This is a genomic window from Microcoleus sp. K5-D4 (assembly GCF_036704575.1).
In the GTDB taxonomy this organism is placed as follows: Bacteria; Cyanobacteriota; Cyanobacteriia; order Cyanobacteriales; family Microcoleaceae; genus Microcoleus.
The window spans coordinates 31,152-50,827 of the sequence record NZ_JAUBSD010000002.1 but is presented as its reverse complement, the minus strand read 5'-3'; the positions used below and the strand labels follow the sequence as shown (position 1 = coordinate 50,827).

18 protein-coding genes are annotated in these 19,676 nt (G+C 45.8%); 6 read left to right on the top strand and 12 right to left on the bottom strand.

Annotated features, from left to right (window positions below):
* Window positions 1-12: 12 nt before the first annotated feature.
* The 4 genes from QUA77_RS01060 to msrA form a co-directional block, all read right to left on the bottom strand.
* A complete protein-coding gene (locus tag QUA77_RS01060; protein WP_333448986.1) occupies window positions 13-591 on the bottom strand; it encodes a DUF948 domain-containing protein in 579 nt (192 codons plus the stop codon).
* 37 nt (window positions 592-628) lie between these two features.
* Window positions 629-970 carry a YtxH domain-containing protein gene (locus tag QUA77_RS01055; protein WP_190663664.1) on the bottom strand — a complete coding sequence of 114 codons (342 nt, stop codon included), beginning with the start codon at window positions 968-970 and terminating at the stop codon, window positions 629-631.
* A gap of 121 nt (window positions 971-1,091) precedes the next feature.
* Entirely contained in the window at window positions 1,092-1,397 is a 306-nt protein-coding gene (locus QUA77_RS01050; protein WP_333181934.1) for a hypothetical protein, read from the bottom strand.
* A gap of 173 nt (window positions 1,398-1,570) precedes the next feature.
* Window positions 1,571-2,224 (bottom strand): peptide-methionine (S)-S-oxide reductase MsrA, encoded by a 654-nt coding sequence (msrA, locus tag QUA77_RS01045; protein ID WP_333034916.1) that lies wholly within the window; start codon window positions 2,222-2,224, stop codon window positions 1,571-1,573.
* Between the two features lie 317 nt (window positions 2,225-2,541).
* On the opposite strand from msrA, the gene QUA77_RS01040 reads away from it, so the two are divergent.
* A complete protein-coding gene (locus tag QUA77_RS01040) occupies window positions 2,542-2,679 on the top strand; it encodes a hypothetical protein (RefSeq protein WP_265236679.1) in 138 nt (45 codons plus the stop codon).
* Between the two features lie 123 nt (window positions 2,680-2,802).
* Here QUA77_RS01040 and QUA77_RS01035 read toward each other — a convergent pair whose 3' ends face one another.
* Both QUA77_RS01035 and QUA77_RS01030 read right to left on the bottom strand, forming a co-directional pair.
* Window positions 2,803-3,729, bottom strand: a complete 927-nt coding sequence (locus tag QUA77_RS01035; RefSeq protein WP_333448985.1) for a DUF6999 family protein — start codon at window positions 3,727-3,729, stop codon at window positions 2,803-2,805.
* On the bottom strand, window positions 3,729-5,597 hold the full coding sequence (locus tag QUA77_RS01030; RefSeq protein ID WP_333448984.1) for a 3-oxoacyl-[acyl-carrier-protein] synthase III C-terminal domain-containing protein: 1,869 nt from the start codon (window positions 5,595-5,597) through the stop codon (window positions 3,729-3,731). The genes QUA77_RS01035 and QUA77_RS01030 overlap by 1 nt, the downstream gene beginning before the upstream one ends.
* Here QUA77_RS01030 and QUA77_RS01025 point away from each other — a divergent pair.
* Both QUA77_RS01025 and QUA77_RS01020 read left to right on the top strand, forming a co-directional pair.
* Window positions 5,596-5,811 (top strand): hypothetical protein, encoded by a 216-nt coding sequence (locus QUA77_RS01025; protein WP_333448983.1) that lies wholly within the window; start codon window positions 5,596-5,598, stop codon window positions 5,809-5,811. The genes QUA77_RS01030 and QUA77_RS01025 overlap by 2 nt on opposite strands.
* A 42-nt stretch (window positions 5,812-5,853) precedes the next feature.
* Entirely contained in the window at window positions 5,854-6,870 is a 1,017-nt protein-coding gene (locus tag QUA77_RS01020; RefSeq protein WP_333448982.1) for a hypothetical protein, read from the top strand.
* Window positions 6,871-7,066: 196 nt separating this feature from the next.
* On the opposite strand, the gene serS is transcribed toward QUA77_RS01020, so the two are convergent.
* From serS to QUA77_RS00995, 5 genes are all read right to left on the bottom strand, one after another.
* A complete protein-coding gene (gene serS, locus QUA77_RS01015) occupies window positions 7,067-8,347 on the bottom strand; it encodes a serine--tRNA ligase (protein WP_333449048.1) in 1,281 nt (426 codons plus the stop codon).
* A 368-nt stretch (window positions 8,348-8,715) separates the two neighbouring features.
* Window positions 8,716-10,347 carry an iron uptake porin gene (locus QUA77_RS01010; RefSeq protein ID WP_333448981.1) on the bottom strand — a complete coding sequence of 544 codons (1,632 nt, stop codon included), beginning with the start codon at window positions 10,345-10,347 and terminating at the stop codon, window positions 8,716-8,718.
* 229 nt (window positions 10,348-10,576) lie between these two features.
* Window positions 10,577-11,581, bottom strand: coding sequence for an ABC transporter permease subunit (locus tag QUA77_RS01005; protein WP_333070203.1), 1,005 nt, complete (start codon window positions 11,579-11,581; stop codon window positions 10,577-10,579).
* Window positions 11,578-13,122 carry a sugar ABC transporter ATP-binding protein gene (locus QUA77_RS01000; protein WP_333448980.1) on the bottom strand — a complete coding sequence of 515 codons (1,545 nt, stop codon included), beginning with the start codon at window positions 13,120-13,122 and terminating at the stop codon, window positions 11,578-11,580. Before QUA77_RS01000 ends, QUA77_RS01005 begins: the two co-directional genes overlap by 4 nt.
* 180 nt (window positions 13,123-13,302) lie before the next feature.
* Entirely contained in the window at window positions 13,303-14,283 is a 981-nt protein-coding gene (locus QUA77_RS00995; RefSeq protein WP_333448979.1) for an ABC transporter substrate-binding protein, read from the bottom strand.
* 826 nt (window positions 14,284-15,109) lie between these two features.
* Between QUA77_RS00995 and QUA77_RS00990 the strand changes: the two genes are divergently transcribed.
* Both QUA77_RS00990 and QUA77_RS00985 read left to right on the top strand, forming a co-directional pair.
* Window positions 15,110-16,276, top strand: a complete 1,167-nt coding sequence (locus QUA77_RS00990) for a glycosyltransferase family 4 protein (RefSeq protein ID WP_333448978.1) — start codon at window positions 15,110-15,112, stop codon at window positions 16,274-16,276.
* Window positions 16,277-16,382: 106 nt separating this feature from the next.
* Window positions 16,383-16,763, top strand: a complete 381-nt coding sequence (locus tag QUA77_RS00985; RefSeq protein WP_190737398.1) for a hypothetical protein — start codon at window positions 16,383-16,385, stop codon at window positions 16,761-16,763.
* A 138-nt stretch (window positions 16,764-16,901) separates the two neighbouring features.
* On the opposite strand, the gene QUA77_RS00980 is transcribed toward QUA77_RS00985, so the two are convergent.
* On the bottom strand, window positions 16,902-17,150 hold the full coding sequence (locus QUA77_RS00980) for a chlororespiratory reduction protein 7 (RefSeq protein WP_333034902.1): 249 nt from the start codon (window positions 17,148-17,150) through the stop codon (window positions 16,902-16,904).
* A gap of 286 nt (window positions 17,151-17,436) precedes the next feature.
* Here QUA77_RS00980 and sir point away from each other — a divergent pair, with 286 nt between their 5' ends.
* Window positions 17,437-19,428, top strand: coding sequence for a sulfite reductase, ferredoxin dependent (sir, locus tag QUA77_RS00975; protein ID WP_333448977.1), 1,992 nt, complete (start codon window positions 17,437-17,439; stop codon window positions 19,426-19,428).
* Window positions 19,429-19,676 lie beyond the last annotated feature (248 nt).

Genomic DNA, 19,676 nt, shown 5'->3' with positions numbered 1-19,676 from the left:
AATTGGGGGCAATCAAGAATCCTTCGACACTTCCTCAAACTCTTGAGCATCCCCCGGTAAACCAGAACCCTCGCTACTCCTCAACCTGGGCGATTCCCCATTACTCGCACTCGCACCGTAAACCCCAGAATACCTGTCCTCTAAACCCGAATCCCTTAGCGAAATCGCACTTCTTTGACTCGGCGACAATCTCTCTGTTGACCGACGATTTGTCCCAGAAATCGGCGGCTTCCGAGTTAAAGTTTTCCAAGCAGCCTTAATCCCAGTCACCACGCTGCGAGTAGTTACCTGCACGTTTTGCGCCTGCTTTTTGGCGCTACCAATACTTCGATCGACCTGTTTGACAACCTCGCCCGCACTTTGTACTCCCTCGCTGACATCATCCGTCAACTCGCTAATTTCCAGCCCCGTCAACCGAATCGCCTCCAAAGTGGGCGGAAATTCGCGAGAAAGCGTGTCAGCGAGCTTTTCCACGCTGCGGGCCGCCCTGGCCAGCGCTTGCACCGCAGGTATTAAAGTCACTAAAATAGCAGTCAGGCTAACTGCCACTAGCAAAATCGAAAGTCCTAGCCAAAATATGGGGTCGCTCACTTGAATCTGGGATTGGGGATTGAGAATTTCATGCCATTTAGCGGATGGGAGGGCGCGACGGGGGACTCACTTCAGCTTCAGCTTCCGACAGGGTTTGGCGTTCCCGCTGAGTCGCTTCCAAACCTGCCGCGATCGCCTCTTTGAGTCTAATCAAAGTTTCGTCCCAATTCCGGATGGCAGTTTCAGAAAGTCGATCGGCCTGCAATTGCACGCTAGTCGATAAATCTTCCGCCAACTCCGGCAAAGCATCGGCCGATTTTTTCAATATCTGGCGCGTCTCCTTGCCCGGTCGCGGTGCCATCAGCAAGCCAGTCACCGCCCCGATCGCAGAACCCACAAGCAAACCGCCAATAAATAATCCTGAACGTTTAGTTGACATTTTTATAACTTCTCTCCATACACCAATTTTAGGCACGTTTGCCCGATCGCAGCCCTTTACAAAGGTAGAAATATTGTTGAAAATCCTACGGAGTCAGCACGGGCGGCAGTTTTAGGATAGCTTACCTCAAACGTCGATCGCGCCTGGACCAAAGCATCCGTCCCAAACCCAGCAATCCCAAAAGTTGCTGAACTTGTTGCAGTTGCAATTCCAGTTGTTGATAACGTAGTCGCAGTTGGCGGGTACCTTGCTGCCTTTTACCAAGGAAATCCGGCGTCGTACTGAGGACATTGCTGCTACAGCGTTCGATTGCTGCGATCCGAAGTTCCAAACGTGCGATCGTCCGCCTGATTTTCCACACTCTCGCAGCGATATAAAAACAGACTACAGATATTAGTATATTGATAATTACAACAGCATTCAGCATTTATTACTTATTTTCAACTACTAACATATTCCGCTTTTTGTGGCGGGCTATGAGCAACGGCCTACCAGATATATTGTAGGGAGACAACATTGTTGCGTCCTGAGCTCTGTTTTAAGGACACAACAATGTTTTGTCCTGAACTATGTGTCCCTCTCCCTAAGCGGGGTCAATTTTTAAGCCTGAGACATAGCAGGCAAACAAACCTTAGTACCGCCCAAACCGCAATAACCGTTCGGCTCTTTAGCAAGATACTGCTGATGATAGCTTTCTGCGTAATAAAACTCAGGAGCATCAATAATTTCAGTGGTAATCTTGCCGTAACCTGCCGCAGTCAAAGCCTGCTGGTAAGCATCGCGCGAAGCTTCAGCTAGCTGCTTTTGGCTGGCTGAATACGTGTAAATTCCCGATCGATACTGAGTACCAGAATCATTGCCCTGACGCATTCCTTGAGTAGGATTGTGACTTTCCCAAAAAACTTTGAGCAGCATTTCGTAACTAATTACTTTGGGATCGAACACAACCAGAACTACTTCATTATGTCCCGTCATCCCGCTGCAAACTTCATTGTAAGTAGGATTCGGAGTAATCCCGGCCGCGTAGCCAACAGCGGTCGAAAAAACTCCATTTTGTTGCCAAAATTTGCGTTCTGCTCCCCAAAAACAGCCCAGGCCAAACAAGGCAGTCTCCATGCCGTTTGGAAAGGGAGGTTTGAGCGGATTGCCGTTAACAAAGTGAGTTGCCGGTACCGACATCGACTCTGCCCGCCCCGGCAAGGCCTCTTGGGGAGAGGGCAGGCTCGACTTTTTGCCAAATCCAAATAGCACCATAAGTTTGTGAGGGGATCTCTGATAAACGTCTTTACCTTACTTAATAATATCAGATGTATACTGAAAGTAGTGGCCCTCTTAAAGGTAGAAGGTAAAAACCAGAAGGCCGATTTTTTTTACGGAAGGTTTTTGGTGATACTGCTCACTGCCCACGCAGTTTTAAATCACATTAGGTAGTGTTCTATGTCACCAAAACACACCTAAAATATCACCTATTGTTGAGTTGTAAATCACGCGGATTTTAGGCAAAATAGCCGATTATTAAAGGTATGGTGTTGTAGTAGTTATTCAATACCATTTATTGGGAGTGTGTAGAAATGGGCGCTAAACCTTGTAGTCAACCTTTAAAATCTAATCCGTTTATTACTTACCGCGACCCAATTACAGGCAAGTGGATTGTGGTAAATCAGACTTTGCCCAAAGCAGCAGAACAAGCACAGCTAGCAGCAGCTTGAGTTTTCCTATTGATTTTTGACCTAAAAATTAACCATTCTTTCAAACTTTAGGACTTACGCAAAAAGTTATTGGACGCGCTATTTATATTCGTAAGGTGCTTACGTTACACATACCTAAGCACCTTACTTTGAAACATTTCTCATCTCTTTTTGCAGTTCCAAATACCGATAGAGATATTCCGAAACTATCCCGTGCAAAAACAAGTCGCGTGCCGCATTAAACGGACTGTTTGGGGCTAGCGGATGGCGATTGACAATTACATGATTCCAGTCGCAATTTCCCGTAATCTCGCTGACGTACACTCCGAAGTTTTCATCTAACTGAAGCGACATCACTGCTCGCGCAAATTCGTCGCTAGTCAAACACAAAGAATAAAAAACTTTAAACAATTCGATCGCCGATTCTAAATCCAGAATGTTTAGCAATCTGCGTTTTTCAAAATCTATGGCAACTTCTACTGGTTGAATGCTATCATAATTTATTCCCCGTTTTTTGACCACTTGCAACCAGTTAGGATTTGTCAGCATTGCCTGGTTGTAATCCCAGACAAAGTTATAGAGAATTAAGTCGTGTTCGAGAAACGCATTGTCAGCTAAATCGCTAACAGTGCGCGGATAAAGCTTTGACTTTTCTATCTGGGTGTCGGGGCCGTTGTCAATCAAGAAGTTAATAATGTTGGAGCCGATGCAGATGTGTCGGACAATTAAATAACAAGCTTCTGGCGAGACAAAGTTATTTAGGAAAAATGCAGCCGATTTGTGCATTAAAGTGTAAGCGCGGAATTGAAATGGCAACAGGCGCTTTGTTGTCATAATTACCGCCAGCAACAAGTTAGCAATTACTTTGATCGGAATCAGCAAATAACTGCGAGTCCAGTTTTGCAAATCCCGGATCATGTAAGCTTTTGCCACTAAATCCACGGGAATAGATCGATCGCAAAAAAGCACATCCCAAACATTCGGATCTCGGCGGTTGTAGGGTTTGGTAGCGTAAGGGATTTTTCGCTCATCGGGGAGATTTTCGGTATCTTGTTTTTGCAGCTTTTGCATTAACGAATTTCCTCCAATTGCAGCAAATATAAACGAGCAGTGACGCGAGCGGTTTTGACAATGCGGCGGGCAATATCATCTGTCATCCATTCGGCATTAATCAAATTTTCCAGTTTGGCTAAATGCGACTCGTCATTAGATCCGTGATACGCTAAAAACGATACTTGTTCGTCTTGCAAACCGAGACTTTCTTTAATTTGTTTTGCCCACTTTCCCGCCAACCGATTGCCCAATCCTTCGATAATAAACATACTGCCAATTAAATCGACCGGATTTTCCCGCGATGCTTGGTGAAAGATAAAAGCTGATAGTGCTTCGCTGCCAATATTCTTATCATATTCCACTATTTTTGCCAATTCACCGCCCACAGAAACATAATTTTGTTCTAGCATTTGATAGTCGCGGTGTTCGTCTTGAGCATGACCGATAAAAGTCGATCGCAGGCGAAAGTCACTCATGTTAGAAGCAGCGCGAGCAATCCAGCGAGCTCCCTCTACAACTTGCGGCCGGAGATTGCACAGCAAAGCTTGATAATCTTCTATTGTAAACTCTCCCCGGTACAATTTGCGGACAATAGGAACAGAACGAATTTCGCGATCGAACTTCAGCCAAATCCATGCTAACTCCCGCAACAAATAAGCTTGCGGAGAGTTGGGGTGTTCGGGTTTAAAGCTTTCGAGAGGCGAAGCTTCGGGAACCTCATGAAAGTTAGAAATTTGAGAACTCATAGGCTTATGGGTATTTTCCACAGCAGTTAACATCATATATGCCGTTGTAAAGCGACCGCTTTCCGGGACAAAACAAAAGATTTTCTGTCCCGGCTGCAACTTGCCCGAATTGAACAATTCCTCTAACATTAAATAAATCGAGGCGCAGCCTGTATTTCCCCGACTGTATAAGTTAGTAAACCATTTTTCTTCAGGAATCATGCAGCCTGCTTGTTCCAGAAGTTCTACAATTTGCCCCCGGAAAAAGTGAGACGAATAGTGGCACAGCAGCCAGTCGATTTCCTGCGGACAAACTCTCCCGGCTTTAATCAACCGCAGCCAACCTTCAACGCCTAATTTCATTACATTTTCCAGCAAGCGAATATTTTGCCGCAAGTCAAAAGCTCCCGCTGTGGCGGCATCGAGGTAGGAGGAATAATCCAACCAGCTTTTAGTGGATGTTTCGTCGGCTAATCCTGAATACATACAAACAGGATAAGCATTGGCGTGAGAAACGAGTTCAATCCATTCTATTTTTAAACTAATTCCTGTCGCATTAGGATGGTTTTGGAGCAACAATGCTCCCGCACCGTCGGAGAGCATCCAGCGCAGAAATTCTGTATCGAAAGGCAGGGGTTTTCCCGCTTGCACTGAAGTCTTTGCTTCAAATTTGGTGTTTTTAAACAGGCGCGAGGGAAATTCGGAAGCGACGGCAATGGCGGTTTGTTTCTTGCCGAGTTCGATTTGAGAGGCGGCGTAATTTAAAGCACTAACTCCGGCACAGCAAACTCCTTGAGTTGACACTATTTCTAGGGGAGATAATTCGGAAAGTTCCCCGTGTACTGTGCTGGCAAATCCCGGTACTAATAAGTCTGGTAAAGTGGTAGCGCAGGCCAATAAGTCGATCGCCCCTGGTTCCAAATTTGCCTGGGCGATCGCGTCACGGACGGCAAACGCTGCCATTTGACTGTTAGAATATAGTGTTTGCTGCTGTTTGTCGATCGCGTAGTAGCGCTGTTGAATGCCGTTGCTGTTGAGAATTCGCTGCCTGACTCTCGAAGGGCGCGAGGCAATTTTGCCGAGATATTCTTCCATCTCATCGTTATTAATCGGTTCTCCCGGCAAAAACTTTCCCATCCGATTGATATAAGCACTGTACATGGCGTACACCTCTAAAGTTGCTAATTTACTCGGGTTCGTTGTTTTGTTAAATCAAGGCAGAAAATATCTAAAATTGATGGTGCTTTGTGAAGCAGTGAACTTGCAAGGAGAAACCAGCTATCTTGTAGAGTCGCCGGAAATCAGGCAAGTTGAGCAACAGCGACAACAAGTGACAACAAGTTACCTGAAGCGGGGTGAAGTTTATTGTAATTGAGCCAATATGTAACTAGAGTTCCTTCGCAGCTTCCCGACTGAAATGGATATTGCAAAACTAGATACTTGGTATTCTCCTTCTCAACGCCGCACGGCTGTTTCGCTGTTGATGAAACGAGTAGGCGTAACTCGCACTAGGGCTGAATGCTTTATCAGGCTTTGGGTTTACTTATCGGTGAAACAGCTTGAGGAAAGCCAGCCCCGTCTCAAACCACCGCTGGGGAAACTGGAAGTGCCAGCAACAGAAGTGCAGTGCACTCACCGGGAAGCCGCCGAACTATTTTACTGCGATTCCGATCGCGGGAGCGATCGGGCCGCCGGAATGATGTTAGATAAATTAGCAGCACTCGGATTAATCGCAAAACACTTTGATGGTAACGCTACGGCAATTCAAATTCAACCAGTTTCAGAAATTTTAGAGGTCGCCGAACCTCAAAAGCCTGTACAACTCCAATTAGATAATTTTGACCCCCGGTGCGACGCGATTCCCGTTGCCAATTTATTAGCCACAAATTACAACTGGATGAACCGAAACACTAACGCCGTCCCCCACAAAATTGCTAAAATACTCCGGTTTTTTGCCAGTCAATACTCAAAGGGAATGCGAGTTTTGCGCCGCTCAGATAATCTCAATCCAGTCGGATTTTACTTACTTTATCCCACAGCTAGCGAATCTGAAGTAAATTTTTTTAATGCTGCTAGTAAAGGGCTTCATTTAAGTTCTATTTCCGATATCGATCCTTTCAAGATGGCGCTACCAGGAGATATAAATTGCCAGTCAGTATTTGTCCGCAGTTGGATGATCGAGCCGCAGTATTTGTCAGAATACCGCATTGCTTTTCTCGAAGACGCACAAAAAGTTTTAGGCGAAATGCAAACAGATTTTCCCAATCTTTGCGACTTGTACACCCTGATGATTCACCCCATGTACGAAAAAATGTGCCTGACCTTGGGATTTCAGAAGACTAGCAGTGATAGTCAGTTATCTGTTTATTGGATGTATCTAGCATTGGATAGATTTTTAGCATTAAATATCAAAGAAGCGTTGCTCCAACTGTAATAGACATCTGGTAAACAGCCAGTCAAGGGCAGGCAGGATGCCTACACCACAAGAGTTTTACTCGTTACCAGGCTCTGCCTGGTAACGGAGATCCACAGGCTCTGCCTGCAATTTTCGCAAGCAAGCGAGGCAGAGCCTCTGTACATCTGTTCCCAGGCAGAGCCTGGGCAACCAGTTAATCGCCGAATCATCTTGTCTATAAAACTTCCCGTCCCAAATAGGGTTGTAAGGCTTCCGGCACTTTTATAGTTCCGTCTGGCTGCTGGTAATTCTCCAAAATTGCTGCCATTGTGCGGCCCACAGCTAAACCGGAACCGTTGAGGGCGTGAACGAATTGAGTGCCTTTTTTACCCGCTTCTTTAAAGCGAATATTTGCCCGCCGCGCCTGAAAATCTGCGACGTTGGAACAACTGGAAATCTCGCGGTATTTGCCCGCAGATGGCAGCCACACCTCTAAATCGTAGGTTTTGGCTGCTGCGAAACCTAAGTCGCCGGTACATAGTGCGATCGCCCGATAAGGCAATTTCAGCGCCTGCAAAACTCCCTCAGCATCCTGCACTAACTTTTCGTGCTCTGCCTCGGAGGTACTCGGATGCACGAGTTTTATCAATTCAACTTTATTAAATTGGTGCAATCGAATTAATCCCCGCGTATCTTTGCCGTAACTGCCAGCTTCCCGCCGAAAACAAGGAGTGTAAGAACAGTGATAAATTGGCAACTGTTCTGCTGTCAAAATTTCACCTCTGTACAAATTGACAACCGGAACTTCGGAAGTAGGAATTAACCACAAATCATCTTGGTCGCACTTGAAACTTTCTTCAGAAAATTTGGGTAATTGACCCGTAGCAGTCAGGGATTCAGTGTTAACTAAAAATGGGGGAATTACTTCTACATAACCGGCTTTTGTGTGGCGATCGAGCATGAATTGAATTATCGCTCTTTCCAGGGCTGCACCAGCTCCCATTAAGCTCACAAAGCGGGGCTGAGCGATTTTTACAGCCCGTTCAAAGTTGATAATTCCTAATTTTTCGCCGATTTCCCAGTGCGGTAAAATACCTGAATTTTGGGGTATGTATTCGTCTCCCCAGCGCCGGATTTCGACGTTTTCCTCTTCATTTTTGCCGATCGGCGTTGACGGACTCGGTAAGTTTGGCAGCGGTAGCAATAAAGCTTCTATTTGAGCTTTTAGCTCTTTTTCCTGTGCTTGCAGTTCGTTCGACTCAGTGCCGACTGCGTTGCCTTCTGCCTGCAATTCCTGAATTTCGGGAGATTCGAGGGGTAAACCCGATTTTCTTTTTTGACCGATGAGTTTGGCAATTTCGTTGCTGCGGGCTTGTAGTTGCGATCGCTTGCCTTCCAACTCCCGCTGCTGTTTGTCTAATTGCAAAATCGGCTCGATTTCATAGTTACCTCCGCGCAGGTTGAGGCTTTCTTGCACGGCTTGCGGGTTTTCTCGGATTAATTTGAGGTCTAGCACAGATTTATTGTAAATCTTAAATTTTAGATCGGCTGGGACAGAACGAGATGATATAGCAGCTTTGTTAATCATTGGCATATTGAATCATAATTTATTCTGACTCAAAATCTTCGTTGGGTGTCACCCATGGAGGGTGACACCCCACAAATGTATGTTATAGTTGCAAATATTAGTAGATGCACCCTGATAATTTTCTACCCCAGCCAGCGATGGTAGGGGTTTTTTGTTGTGTGGCATGGAATTGAAGCCCTGGATGCACTATCAGTCTAAAAAACCCGGTTTCTCGCGATTATCGTCTCAAATGAGGCAATTACGTCAAGAAACTGGGTTTTTGTGTCCCGGACTAGGTTACTAAAATATATTTCGTGTTAAAAGTTAAAGCCAGTGCGGAGCAACCAAACCCATTGAGTGTCGTTGCGGCTGTCATTCTCAGGATTAACAACGGCCCAAACACCAGGGGTGATGGAAATGTTGTCGTTGACCTGAAAGCGATAGAACGCTTCAATGTGATAGGAAGTATCTCGCTCGCGGCGCACATTACTGCTCGTCACGCGACCTGGCAAACCCACTAAAATCCCCGGTAGGTTGCCTTCACCTCCCACATCTGGGAAACTGATCCCGATCGCTGCATACACAATATCAGCGCGATCGTCGCCGTCAACATTTAGCAAAACCACGCCACCTCTACCATCAGAAACGCTGCTAACACCGGAATTTTCGGCATTGGCGCGAGTATAAACGCCCCAACCGTGAACTTGCAACCGGGGAGCAAGGCGGTAGAATCCTTGTACGCCTACAGAATCGCTGGATGTAGCAATATTGTCCCCAAACGGTCGCGCCGCCAGAAAACTGCCCGTACCGCCTGTGAGATCGGCTTTACCGCTTGGTGCAAAGGTACGAGAATAGGCTACGCCAATGGCTCCGCGATCGCCCCGGTACGCAAGCTGAACCAGAGCATTGTAGGAACCATTGAATAAACCGTTACTTTGCTGCGAGAGATTGGGATTGCCGGCGACATAGCCCACAGTCAGGGTGAGGTTTTTGACGATCGTCCAGTTGACAGCAGCACCGCCACCTCCCCGGCGGTAGAGGGGATTGTATTGTCCGAACTTCGAGGGAATTCCCTGACTATCGCTGGCGATCGTGGGAGGAGTCAGCAAATCCGTAATATCGGGATACCCAACACCTGTCGGGCCGACGGTCAGCGCCAGATTAGAGGTCAGCGGGGTCACATACAATACGTGAGGGACGGTGATTGTGTTATCGACATTGCCATCAAAGTTCAAGGCCGTCATATTTGTACCCGTCTTGTCGGCAATCCTGCCCAAGTTGCCGAATTCCAAACGGGTTCTGAGCATATCGCGACCGGTGAAGCTGGTTTCAAAATTTAATCGCCCCCGGTTGGTAACAGTAGTGCTGGTGCGATCGTCCGAGTCCCCAACACGGTTGCCGGATGTATCTGTTACCACCACGATAATTTCCGCATTCAGCTTAGTTGTGGTAGAGAACTGATTCGCTTCTAGTTGTGCCGTGCGTGCATCTAGAGTATCGACTCGACCCCGCAACACCGATAATTCAGTTGCAAATTCTTCTTGCAGTTTTTGGACGATCGCTAAATCTTCCCCAGTAATCTGGTTGGTTGTTCCTGCGGCAATTAGTTCGCTGACTCGATCGAGACAGCTATTCAATCCTGCTGCAAATTCGTACCGCGTCAGCGCCCGGTTTCCTCTGTAAGTTCCGTCGGGATAACCGACAATGCAGCCGTAGCGTTCTACTAGAGATTGCAGCGCCTGAAACGCCCAGTCAGTGAGTTTTACATCCGAGAGTTGAGAGACTGAATTCACCTGCGCGAAGGGTTTTTCTGCTAAGGTATTTAACGGTTCAGGAGCAACTAATCTATCAATTGGTGCAGCAAAACTTGGGAATGATGTTAGTAGAAATAGAGCAGGTGAACCCAGGATAAAAGCAGTAATCAGGTGAGAAAAATGCTGGATCTGCATAGGACAAAGCTCCACATAAAAACCGATATTGCATCATTCTCAAGAACGGGCAAGATGCCCGTTCCACAAAAAAATTCACTCTTTGTGGAACGGGCATCTTGCCCGTTCCTAAACAAGTAATTGAAAAAGGTGCAATATCTCAGTTACATCCGTTAAATTCGTTACAGAATCCTTTGCCGAACTTCCTTCTTCCTTTTCCCCCTTGGGGGGGCAGGGGGGTTGGCTTCCCCTACGCTGCACTTGAACCGGTGCGAACTTTGTCAATCGTCACTGCGATAATTATCACCAGACCTTTGACAACTAACTGCCAGAAGAAAGACACATTCATGAGAGTTAGTCCATTGTTGAGCAGGGCAATAATTAAAGCCCCCAGCAAAGTACCCCAAATAGTGCCAATTCCACCTGTGAAACTCGTTCCTCCCAAAATTACAGCAGCGATCGCATCTAATTCGTAGCCTTGCCCTAACATCCCCGTCGCACTGTAGAGGCGCGACGCGCTCATAATTCCACCTAAACCAGAAAGCAACCCACTCACGCCATAGACAAATAACAGCACCCGACTCACCTTAATACCTGTCAATCGTGCTGCCCGAATGTTGCCTCCCACGGCATAAATATGCCTCCCTAGAACAGTCCGTCGCAAGACAAACCAACTCGCTAAAACTGCGAGAAAAGCGATAATAACTAACCAGGGAATTGGCCCGACATAATTGTTACCTACCCAAGCAAAATTCAAATTTCTATTGATAACTGTAGTGCCGTTAGCTACTAAATAAGCAACTCCCCGCAAAGCTGTGTAAGAACCCAGGGTTACGATGAACGGAGGCAAACCTAAATAGGCAATTAGCGAGCCGTTAAGTAATCCTAAAAATACTCCGGCTATTAACGCAGCCGGTACGGCAAACCAACCCAGACCTGGAACTAAGGAAACCAGCACCCCGACAACTGCCGTCACGCCCAAAATTGACCCTACTGAAAGGTCAATTCCCCCCGTCAAAATCACAAAAGTCATGCCTGTAGCAAGGACAATATTGATCGATGCTTGCCGGATGACATTGATCAAATTTCCTACTGAAAGAAAGTTGGGCGTTACCAGGGAAAAAATGATACAGATGCCAATCAAAATCGGCAGGATGCCGGCTACTTGGATAAAATTTCTCCAAGCTTGAGCTTTACTGGCTTTTTGGCGATCGCTTGATTGATTTCTGGTGCTTTTTACTTCTGTTTGACTCATGATTTTTTTACCTCTGTTGCCCCGGTGGCATAAGCCATAATGTTCTCTTGCGTAATTGCTTCCCCAGTCGATCCGCCTACTTCACCGACGAGGCTTCCTGCTCGCATCACTAAGACGCGATCGCTCATTCCCACAATTTCCGGCAGTTCGCTGGAAATCATTAAAATACCTACACCCTTGGCTGCCAAATCGCTAATAATTCGATAAATTTCGCTTTTGGCGCCAATGTCCACACCCCGCGTCGGTTCATCTAGCAAAAGTACCTTTGGGTTGATAGCCAACCAACGCGCTAGCAGCAACTTCTGCTGATTCCCCCCAGAAAGATCCATTGCCCTGATGCTCGGGCTTGCAAGGCGAATCTGCAAATTATTAATAGCATCATTGACAATTTTCAACAAAAAATTTGAGTTAATAATGCCAGCTTTTGCTTCTCGATCGAGGACATTCATGGTGATATTTTCACCCGAAGTTGCCTCCAAAAATAGTCCGAGAGCCTTGCGATCTTCGGGCACGTAAGCAATTCCGGCGGCCATTGCTTCATTGGGTGTCGAGACATTCAGAGGACGATTTTCTAGTTTAATTTCACCGCTTGTCTTTCGATCGGCACCAAAAATCAGGCGGGCAAGTTCTGTTCTGCCAGCGCCAACTAAACCCGCTAAACCCAAAATTTCGCCCGCATGAAGTTTAAAACTGGCAGGCTTTACTTTGTGGCCGTCGCTTAAATTTGTTACCTCAAGAACAACTGCACCCGGTGTTATTTGATGCTTGTTTTCGTACAAATCCTGTAAAGAACGACCCACCATCATTTCCACCAGGCGCTCTGCGGAAATTTCGTGCTTTTCAAGAGAGCCAATATACCCGCCATCTCGGATGACGCTCACGCGATCGGCAAGAGCATAAATCTCTTCCATCCGGTGGCTGATATAAATAATAGCAATGCCCTCATTCCGCAAACGGCGAACTACTTCAAAAAGCTTATCTGTTTCGCGGTCTGAAAGCGCTGCCGTCGGCTCGTCCATCACTAAAATTCGGCTATTATGTTTGAGCGCCCTAGCTATTTCCACTTGCTGCTGTTCGGCAATTGAAAGTGTGGAAACCAGGTCTCCAGCATCAAAACTTGCGTCGAGGTTTTTTAAGACCTCAGCGGCCCTACGTCGCATTTCATCTTGGTCTAAAAATGTACCTCCTTTCTTCAGCTCGCTGCCCATAAAAATGTTTTCAGCAACTGTCAGATTGGGAGCGAGATTGAGTTCTTGATAAATAATCGCTATCCCTAAATTTCTGGCTTGACCGGGGTCTGTCATCTTAACAGCTTGACCGTCAATTTTGATTTCGCCTGCATCAGCTATGTAGGCTCCCGCCAGAATTTTCATCAGCGTACTTTTGCCCGCACCGTTTTCCCCCATGAGGGCGTGGACTTCGCCTGGGTAAACGGTGATATTTACATCGTGCAAGGCGGTAAAACCGTGAAAGGTTTTTGTAATACCTTGCATTTCGAGTACGGGCTTAGTTTTAATTGAATCTTGAGTGCTATTTACCATTGTAAATACCGTAAGGAAATCTGCTTGACTATTAAACTTAGATCCCCCCTAGCCCCCCTTAAGAAGGGGGGGACAAGATTCCGATCAAAGTCCCCCTTCTTAAGGGGGATTTAGGGGGATCTAGACTTAGGATAAAAACTGGATTTCTCAAGGGTTTTAGTCTTAAGTTGACACTAATGGTCACTCGCTTGTCCAGCCTTTATGTTGATTGACGTTTTCGCGAGTAATCAGCGCGACTGGAATCAGAATGTTTGGATTGGCTGGCTTTTTTCCTTTCCGAATGTCGTTCCCGACTTCAACGGCTTTGGCTGCCATGCGAAATGGATCTTGAGCTGCTGTAGCCACAAATAAACTGTTGTTCTGCTTGAGCGCATCTAAAGCTTCAGGTGCACCATCGACTCCCACAATAAAGAACTCGCTCCTTTGTGCTTGCTTGGCTGCTAATTCTGCACCAATGGCACAGGGGTCATTAATTGCAAAAACAGCATCAATTTTTGGGAAGGAAGTAAGCAAATCGCTCATCACTCTTAACCCGCCATCGCGACTACCTTCTGCGTTCTGATCTTTGGAAAGAACTTTGAGATCGGGATATTTGGAGAAGACACTTTGGCACCCCTGAACTCGCTCGACGACTGAAGCGACGGGAGGCCCGTTGATAATCACAACGCTGCCTTTTCCTTTCAAGCGATCGGCTATATATTGACAACTTACTTCGCCAGCTTGCACGTTATTTGAAGTAACTGTGGCATCAACGCCTCCCTCGGCGGCGGTATCAACTGCAATTATCGGAATTCCGGCTTGCTTGGCTTTTTCGACAGCGGGGGCAATGCCTTTGGTGTCAGCAGCATTGAGTACAATCATGCTGACATTAGAGGCAATAAAGTTTTCGATTTGATTAAATTGCTGATTTAAATCGTCGCCGCTGGAAACGAGAGTTGTCCTCACGTTTGCACCGCCGATTTTCTTGGCGGCGGCCTCAGCGCCCTTGCCAACTTGTACGAAGAATGGATTACCGAGGTCGCGGACTGCTACAGCAACTGATGAAAGTTCGGAGTTGCTGGTTTGTATGCTGTTTTGAGCGTTCCGGGAAGCCGCTGTGCAACTTGCCAGAGTGCTGCTGAGTAGACTAAAAAGACTGAGTGCGATCGTTACTCGTTTCACCTCAAACTCCAATGAAGGCTCGTTTGGAGAGAGTCGCTCATAAATATGGCGTTGCCAACCTAAGATTAGCTTTTGTCAGGTTTAAGCTCGAATACCTAATGTTTTAGGTGACAGGCTGTTCCTCGTACATGATTGTACAAAACCTTGTTTATTTTCTACTCTTAAAACTTTCTTGTTCGGCTCGTTAGACTGCTTTTGCGAACAGACAAGATACGAATATCTAGGCTTGGTCTTCCCTGCAAAAAAATCAACGAGGCTTGATTTTTTCAAGGCTTTACGAGCATTAATTTTAGCAGTGTCTTAGAAAATTTTAGGAGAATATTTTCGACAAAATTTTTCAGAATTTTTTTAAACCTGGCCGAGTCATATTGAATTTAACTCTCTATGTTTGCTGATGATAACAGTTCAATACTGGCTCGATATCTATCTTTGGATAGACAAAACTTTTAGCAAAAACTAAAGATGCGAGTTCCTATATCGACACCGATCTGCTGAGCCGCAGTCTGGTCGGATGCACCGCACCAACTCAATAAATCTTAAATTTTGCTTGGGGTAGGATATTGTAAAAAATCATTAAGTTTACAGTCAATTATCGTAGATTATAGTAAACTATAAACACAGTTCCGCAATGACCGATGCAGCCCGTTAAAAAGCCCTAATAAAAAAGCAGATCGTCGCTCAAAACCAACGGTCAGAGTAGGCGAGTCAAATATTTGCCTGTAAAACCTGCAATTACAGTCATCATGGCATGGTTTAAAAGCTTTGGATAATGGCGATCGCCCTTTTTGGCAAAATCACTATACTGCAATAATTGTCTGCGCTGTCAATGCCTAAATCTGAGATGCGATCGACAAATTACGTGTTCTGTTTCCTAGAAATATTTGCCAGCGAAGGCGGCATTCAATCCTACGTTCAAGACATTCTCAAAGCTTACCTGTCAATAACCGCAGGGTCAAACTCGCCCCCACAAGCTGAAGTTTTGCTGTTGCGAGATTCCCCAGAGTGCAACAATCCTTACGAGTCAAAAAATCTGAAATTTTATTACACCCAAACCGAGAATCCCTGGTTTGGTCGTCTTAAATTTGCTACAATATTACTAACTCGATTGCTGCAAAAACGACCGAAACGGGTTTTTTGCGGTCATATCAAACTCGCACCGCTGATTCAAACTTTATGCCTGCCACTGGGAATTCCCTACACAATTTTAACTTATGGCAAGGAAGTGTGGGAACCGCTTCCGCCCAAATATCAAACAGCAATGAGACAAGCTGACAGTATTTGGACTATTAGCAGGTACACGCGCGATCGCACTTGCCAAATTCACAACTTAAATCCCGAAAAATTCCAAATAGTGCCTTGTACTGTTAATAAAAATATATTTACCACTGGACCGAAGCCACAGGATTTATTAGAGCAGTACAATTTGGTTGGTGCTAAAATATTGATGACTGTAGCCAGATTGCGATCGACAGATATTTACAAAGGCGTCGATGTCACCATTCAAGCTTTGCCACAAATAGCCGAAACTTTTCCGAATGTGAAATACTTAGTTATTGGACGCGGAGACGATCGATCTAGATTAGCTAAACTCGCTGATGATTTGGGAGTTACCGAAAGAGTAATATTTGCGGGTTTTGTACCGACAGAAAATTTAGCAGCACATTACCAGTTAGCCGATGCTTATGTAATGCCCTCCCAGGAAGGCTTCGGTATAGTTTATTTGGAAGCGCTGGCTTGCGGAGTACCCGTACTCGCGGGGGACACGGACGGGTCAGCCGATCCGCTGCAAGATGGTAAACTGGGATGGCGAGTTCCCCACCGAGATTCAGCAGCAGTAGCGGTTGCTTGTGTGGAAATGCTGCGAGGGGAGGATAAAAGGTGCGATCGCCACTGGTTGAGAGAACAAACCCTCGCGATATTTAGTTTTGAATCCCTTTGTCAATCCTTACAAGGAATTTTTCAACCCTCTGGCTCAGATAAACTTATGCCGTAGAGAGCGGTTTCTGGGTGTACAATGGGAAAATTAACTCGATCGACCGCCTGAATTTCTGAGTAGGATAGAGTTATGCCTACCTGCAAAGACACCCAAGGAGACCACCGTGAACCAAGGCACCCCCAAAATATCTTTCAAGCTACCCCGTATTAGCAATTGGTTGATACTGCTGGGCATCGCGTATTTGTTGGTGTCTATTGGTTTGGGGTGGATAGTTAAATCAGTGTTGATTTTAGTAGCTTTTTTGTTGTTGACGCCTGTGGTCGCATTTTTCGCGCTTCAGTGGTGGCTGAAACGCAATTTAATTGAGGACAATTGTCCCGTTTGTCAATACGAATTTACAGCTTTAAATCAAACTCAGTTTCAGTGTGCCAACTGTGGCGAACCTCTGAAAATAGAGGAAGGTCATTTTAGTCGCTTGACACCGCCCGGTACGATCGATGTTACCGCAGTTGAAGTATCATCGGTTCAACAGTTGGAAGATTAATTAGAAAGCATAGGGCATTGGGCATTAGTTGGTTGTTATTGGTTATTTGTTACTTGTTACCTGTTATTTTTTATTTGTTACTTGTTACTTGTTGGTTCTCATAACCAATGCCCTATGCGCGATGCCCTATTTCCCAAATTACTTTTCCAAGCGCACAGCATACCACTGTAAAAATTTTCCAGCCCCGACATCTAATTCACAATAAGTATCAATCAAATACTTGGCTTGAGCTTCCACGCCAGATATTTTATCAACGTCCTGCGGCAAATCTTCGTGTTCCTCTGTTAACACGGCTTTCAGCTTTTCTAACAGTTCCGCCGCAGTCAAAAACTGCTCTGACTGGTTTGTTTCTAACACCACAAAGGTGTCTTCGTCATACAGTGACATAGTTTCAATGGTTGAGGTTAATTATTTCTAAAGTTTCGTACACTTAAGCGATCGAAAGTATAAACTCTTAATTACAATTTTTCAGCCCCGGGTCGATCGTGTTACAATTAAGCACCATCAGAATTCCTAGCGGATTACCGTTATTAACTTAGTTGTTAACCGAGTTGTCAACAGATCCGACACAGCATTTCTGAGGAGATTTGTCAAGTGCAAATTTGTCAAGTGTCAAATTGTCAAGAAATATTCGATCGGCTGTATCTAATTATAACTGGCACTATACATTCCCATGATCACATCTTCCACTTCAACCCCAGTTGCGCGCAAACCCTCTAAATCAGAAGGTCTCAAAGAACGCAGCAACTATTTACGAGAACCAGTTGCGACTGAACTGTTACAAGAAACTACCCACTTCACCGAAGACGGGATTCAGATTCTCAAATTTCACGGATCGTACCAGCAAGACAACCGCGACAATCGAGTTAAAGGACAAGAAAAAGATTATCAGTTCATGCTCCGCACCCGCAATCCCGGCGGGTTTACTCCGCCGCAATTATATCTAGCCTTAGACAAGCTATCTGAAGAATACGGCAACCACACGATCCGCGTTACAACGCGCCAAGGTTTCCAACTGCACGGCGTGTTGAAAAAAAATCTTAAAGCAGTGTTTTCCTCAATTATTAAAAATATGGGGTCAACCTTGGGAGCTTGCGGCGACTTGAACCGCAACGTCATGGCACCGCCTGCACCGTACAAAAATCGCCCAGAATACAAGTATGCACTGGAATACGCCAACAATGTCGCCGATTTGCTGACGCCACAAACCGGTGCTTATTATGAAATTTGGCTAGACGGCGAAAAAGCTATTTCGGCCGAGGAAGACCCCGCAGTGAAGGCGGCGAGACAGAAAAACGGCAACGGCACAATCTTTAGCGACGACAAAGAAGAACCGATTTACGGCAGCCATTATATGCCACGGAAGTTCAAGTGTTCCGTTACCGTGCCGGGAGACAATTCAATTGACTTGTACTCTCAGGATTTGAGCTTGGTGGTAATTACCAATAAAGCTGGCGAGTTGCAAGGTTTTGACGTGTTTGCTGGCGGCGGTTTGGGTCGTACTCACAACAAAGAAGAGACTTTTGCGCGGGTTGCGGATGAGATTTGCTATGTGGCCAAGGATGAGGTTTACGATTTGGTCAAGGCAATTGTAGCAACCCAAAGAGATTACGGCGATCGCACAGACAGACGGCACGCGCGGCTGAAGTACCTGATTAACGACAAAGGCGTACAGTGGTTCCGCGAAAAAGTAGCAGAATATTTTGGCAAGCCGCTAGAAGCCTTTAAACCGCTGCCTGAGTGGAAGTATTTTGATTTCTTGGGCTGGAATGACCAAGGAGACGGCAAGCTGTTTGTCGGCATTTCTGTGGATAATGGCCGGATCAAGGATGAAGGTTCATTTCAGCTAAAAACTGCTTTGCGGGAAATTGTGCAGAAGTACAACTTGCCGATACTGGCGACGCCACACCAAAACGTGCTGATTTACGATATTTCGCCGGATCTTAAAGAAGAAATTCAGGGAATACTCGATCGATGCGGCATTCAGCGAGAAACTGCGATCGACCCCTTAGTGCGCTATGGGATGGCGTGTCCAGCAATGCCGACTTGCGGGCTGGCGATTACCGAGTCTGAGCGCGTGATGCCGAGCATTTTAGAGCGGATTCGCGCACTTTTGACCAAAGTTGGCTTGCAAGACGAGCATTTGGTGGTGCGGATGACTGGTTGCCCAAATGGATGCGCCCGCCCTTATATGGCAGAATTGGGGTTTGTCGGGAGTTCGCCGGAATCCTACCAGATTTGGCTGGGCGGTTCTCCCGAACAAACGCGGCTAGCAAAACCAATTGAGGATAAGCTGCACGTCAAGGATTTTGAAGCTTTTCTGGAGCCGATTTTTGTTTATTTCAAGCAAAAACGGCAACTGAACGAGAGTTTTGGCAATTTTTGCGATCGCGTCGGGTTAGAATCTATCCGTCAATTTGTAACCAACTACCAATCTGCTGACTCGATGACAACTGAGATAAATGAATTAGAAGTTACGTCTAGTAACGATGACGGAAACGAGACTGCCACTGCTAGCGGTGGCAAAGTCCGCCGTCGAATTAGCGTCCGCGATGAAATCTACAACGAGCTCAAGGAAGAAGCAGCCCGTCAGGGCAAGCCGATTACACAGCTAGCTACAGAAGCGATTTCCACTTATTTAAAGAAGATTAAGGAGGAAGCATAAGCCGATTTGAAATTTTCGATTTTTGCTAGCATCAAATAAAACTCACGCAAAAATAATATAAAGGCAGAGCATTTGCAGAAAAAAACTTGGATTTTTAACATAAATCTGGTTGTAAATGCTTTGCCTTTATTATTTATTAGCCCTTGAAACCCCGTCTGCCTATGTCCTCTCTTTCTCTCTTTCTCTGCGTTCTCTGCGTTCTCTGCGGTTAAATAAAAAAATCTCTAATAGAAAACGAACAATCCCAA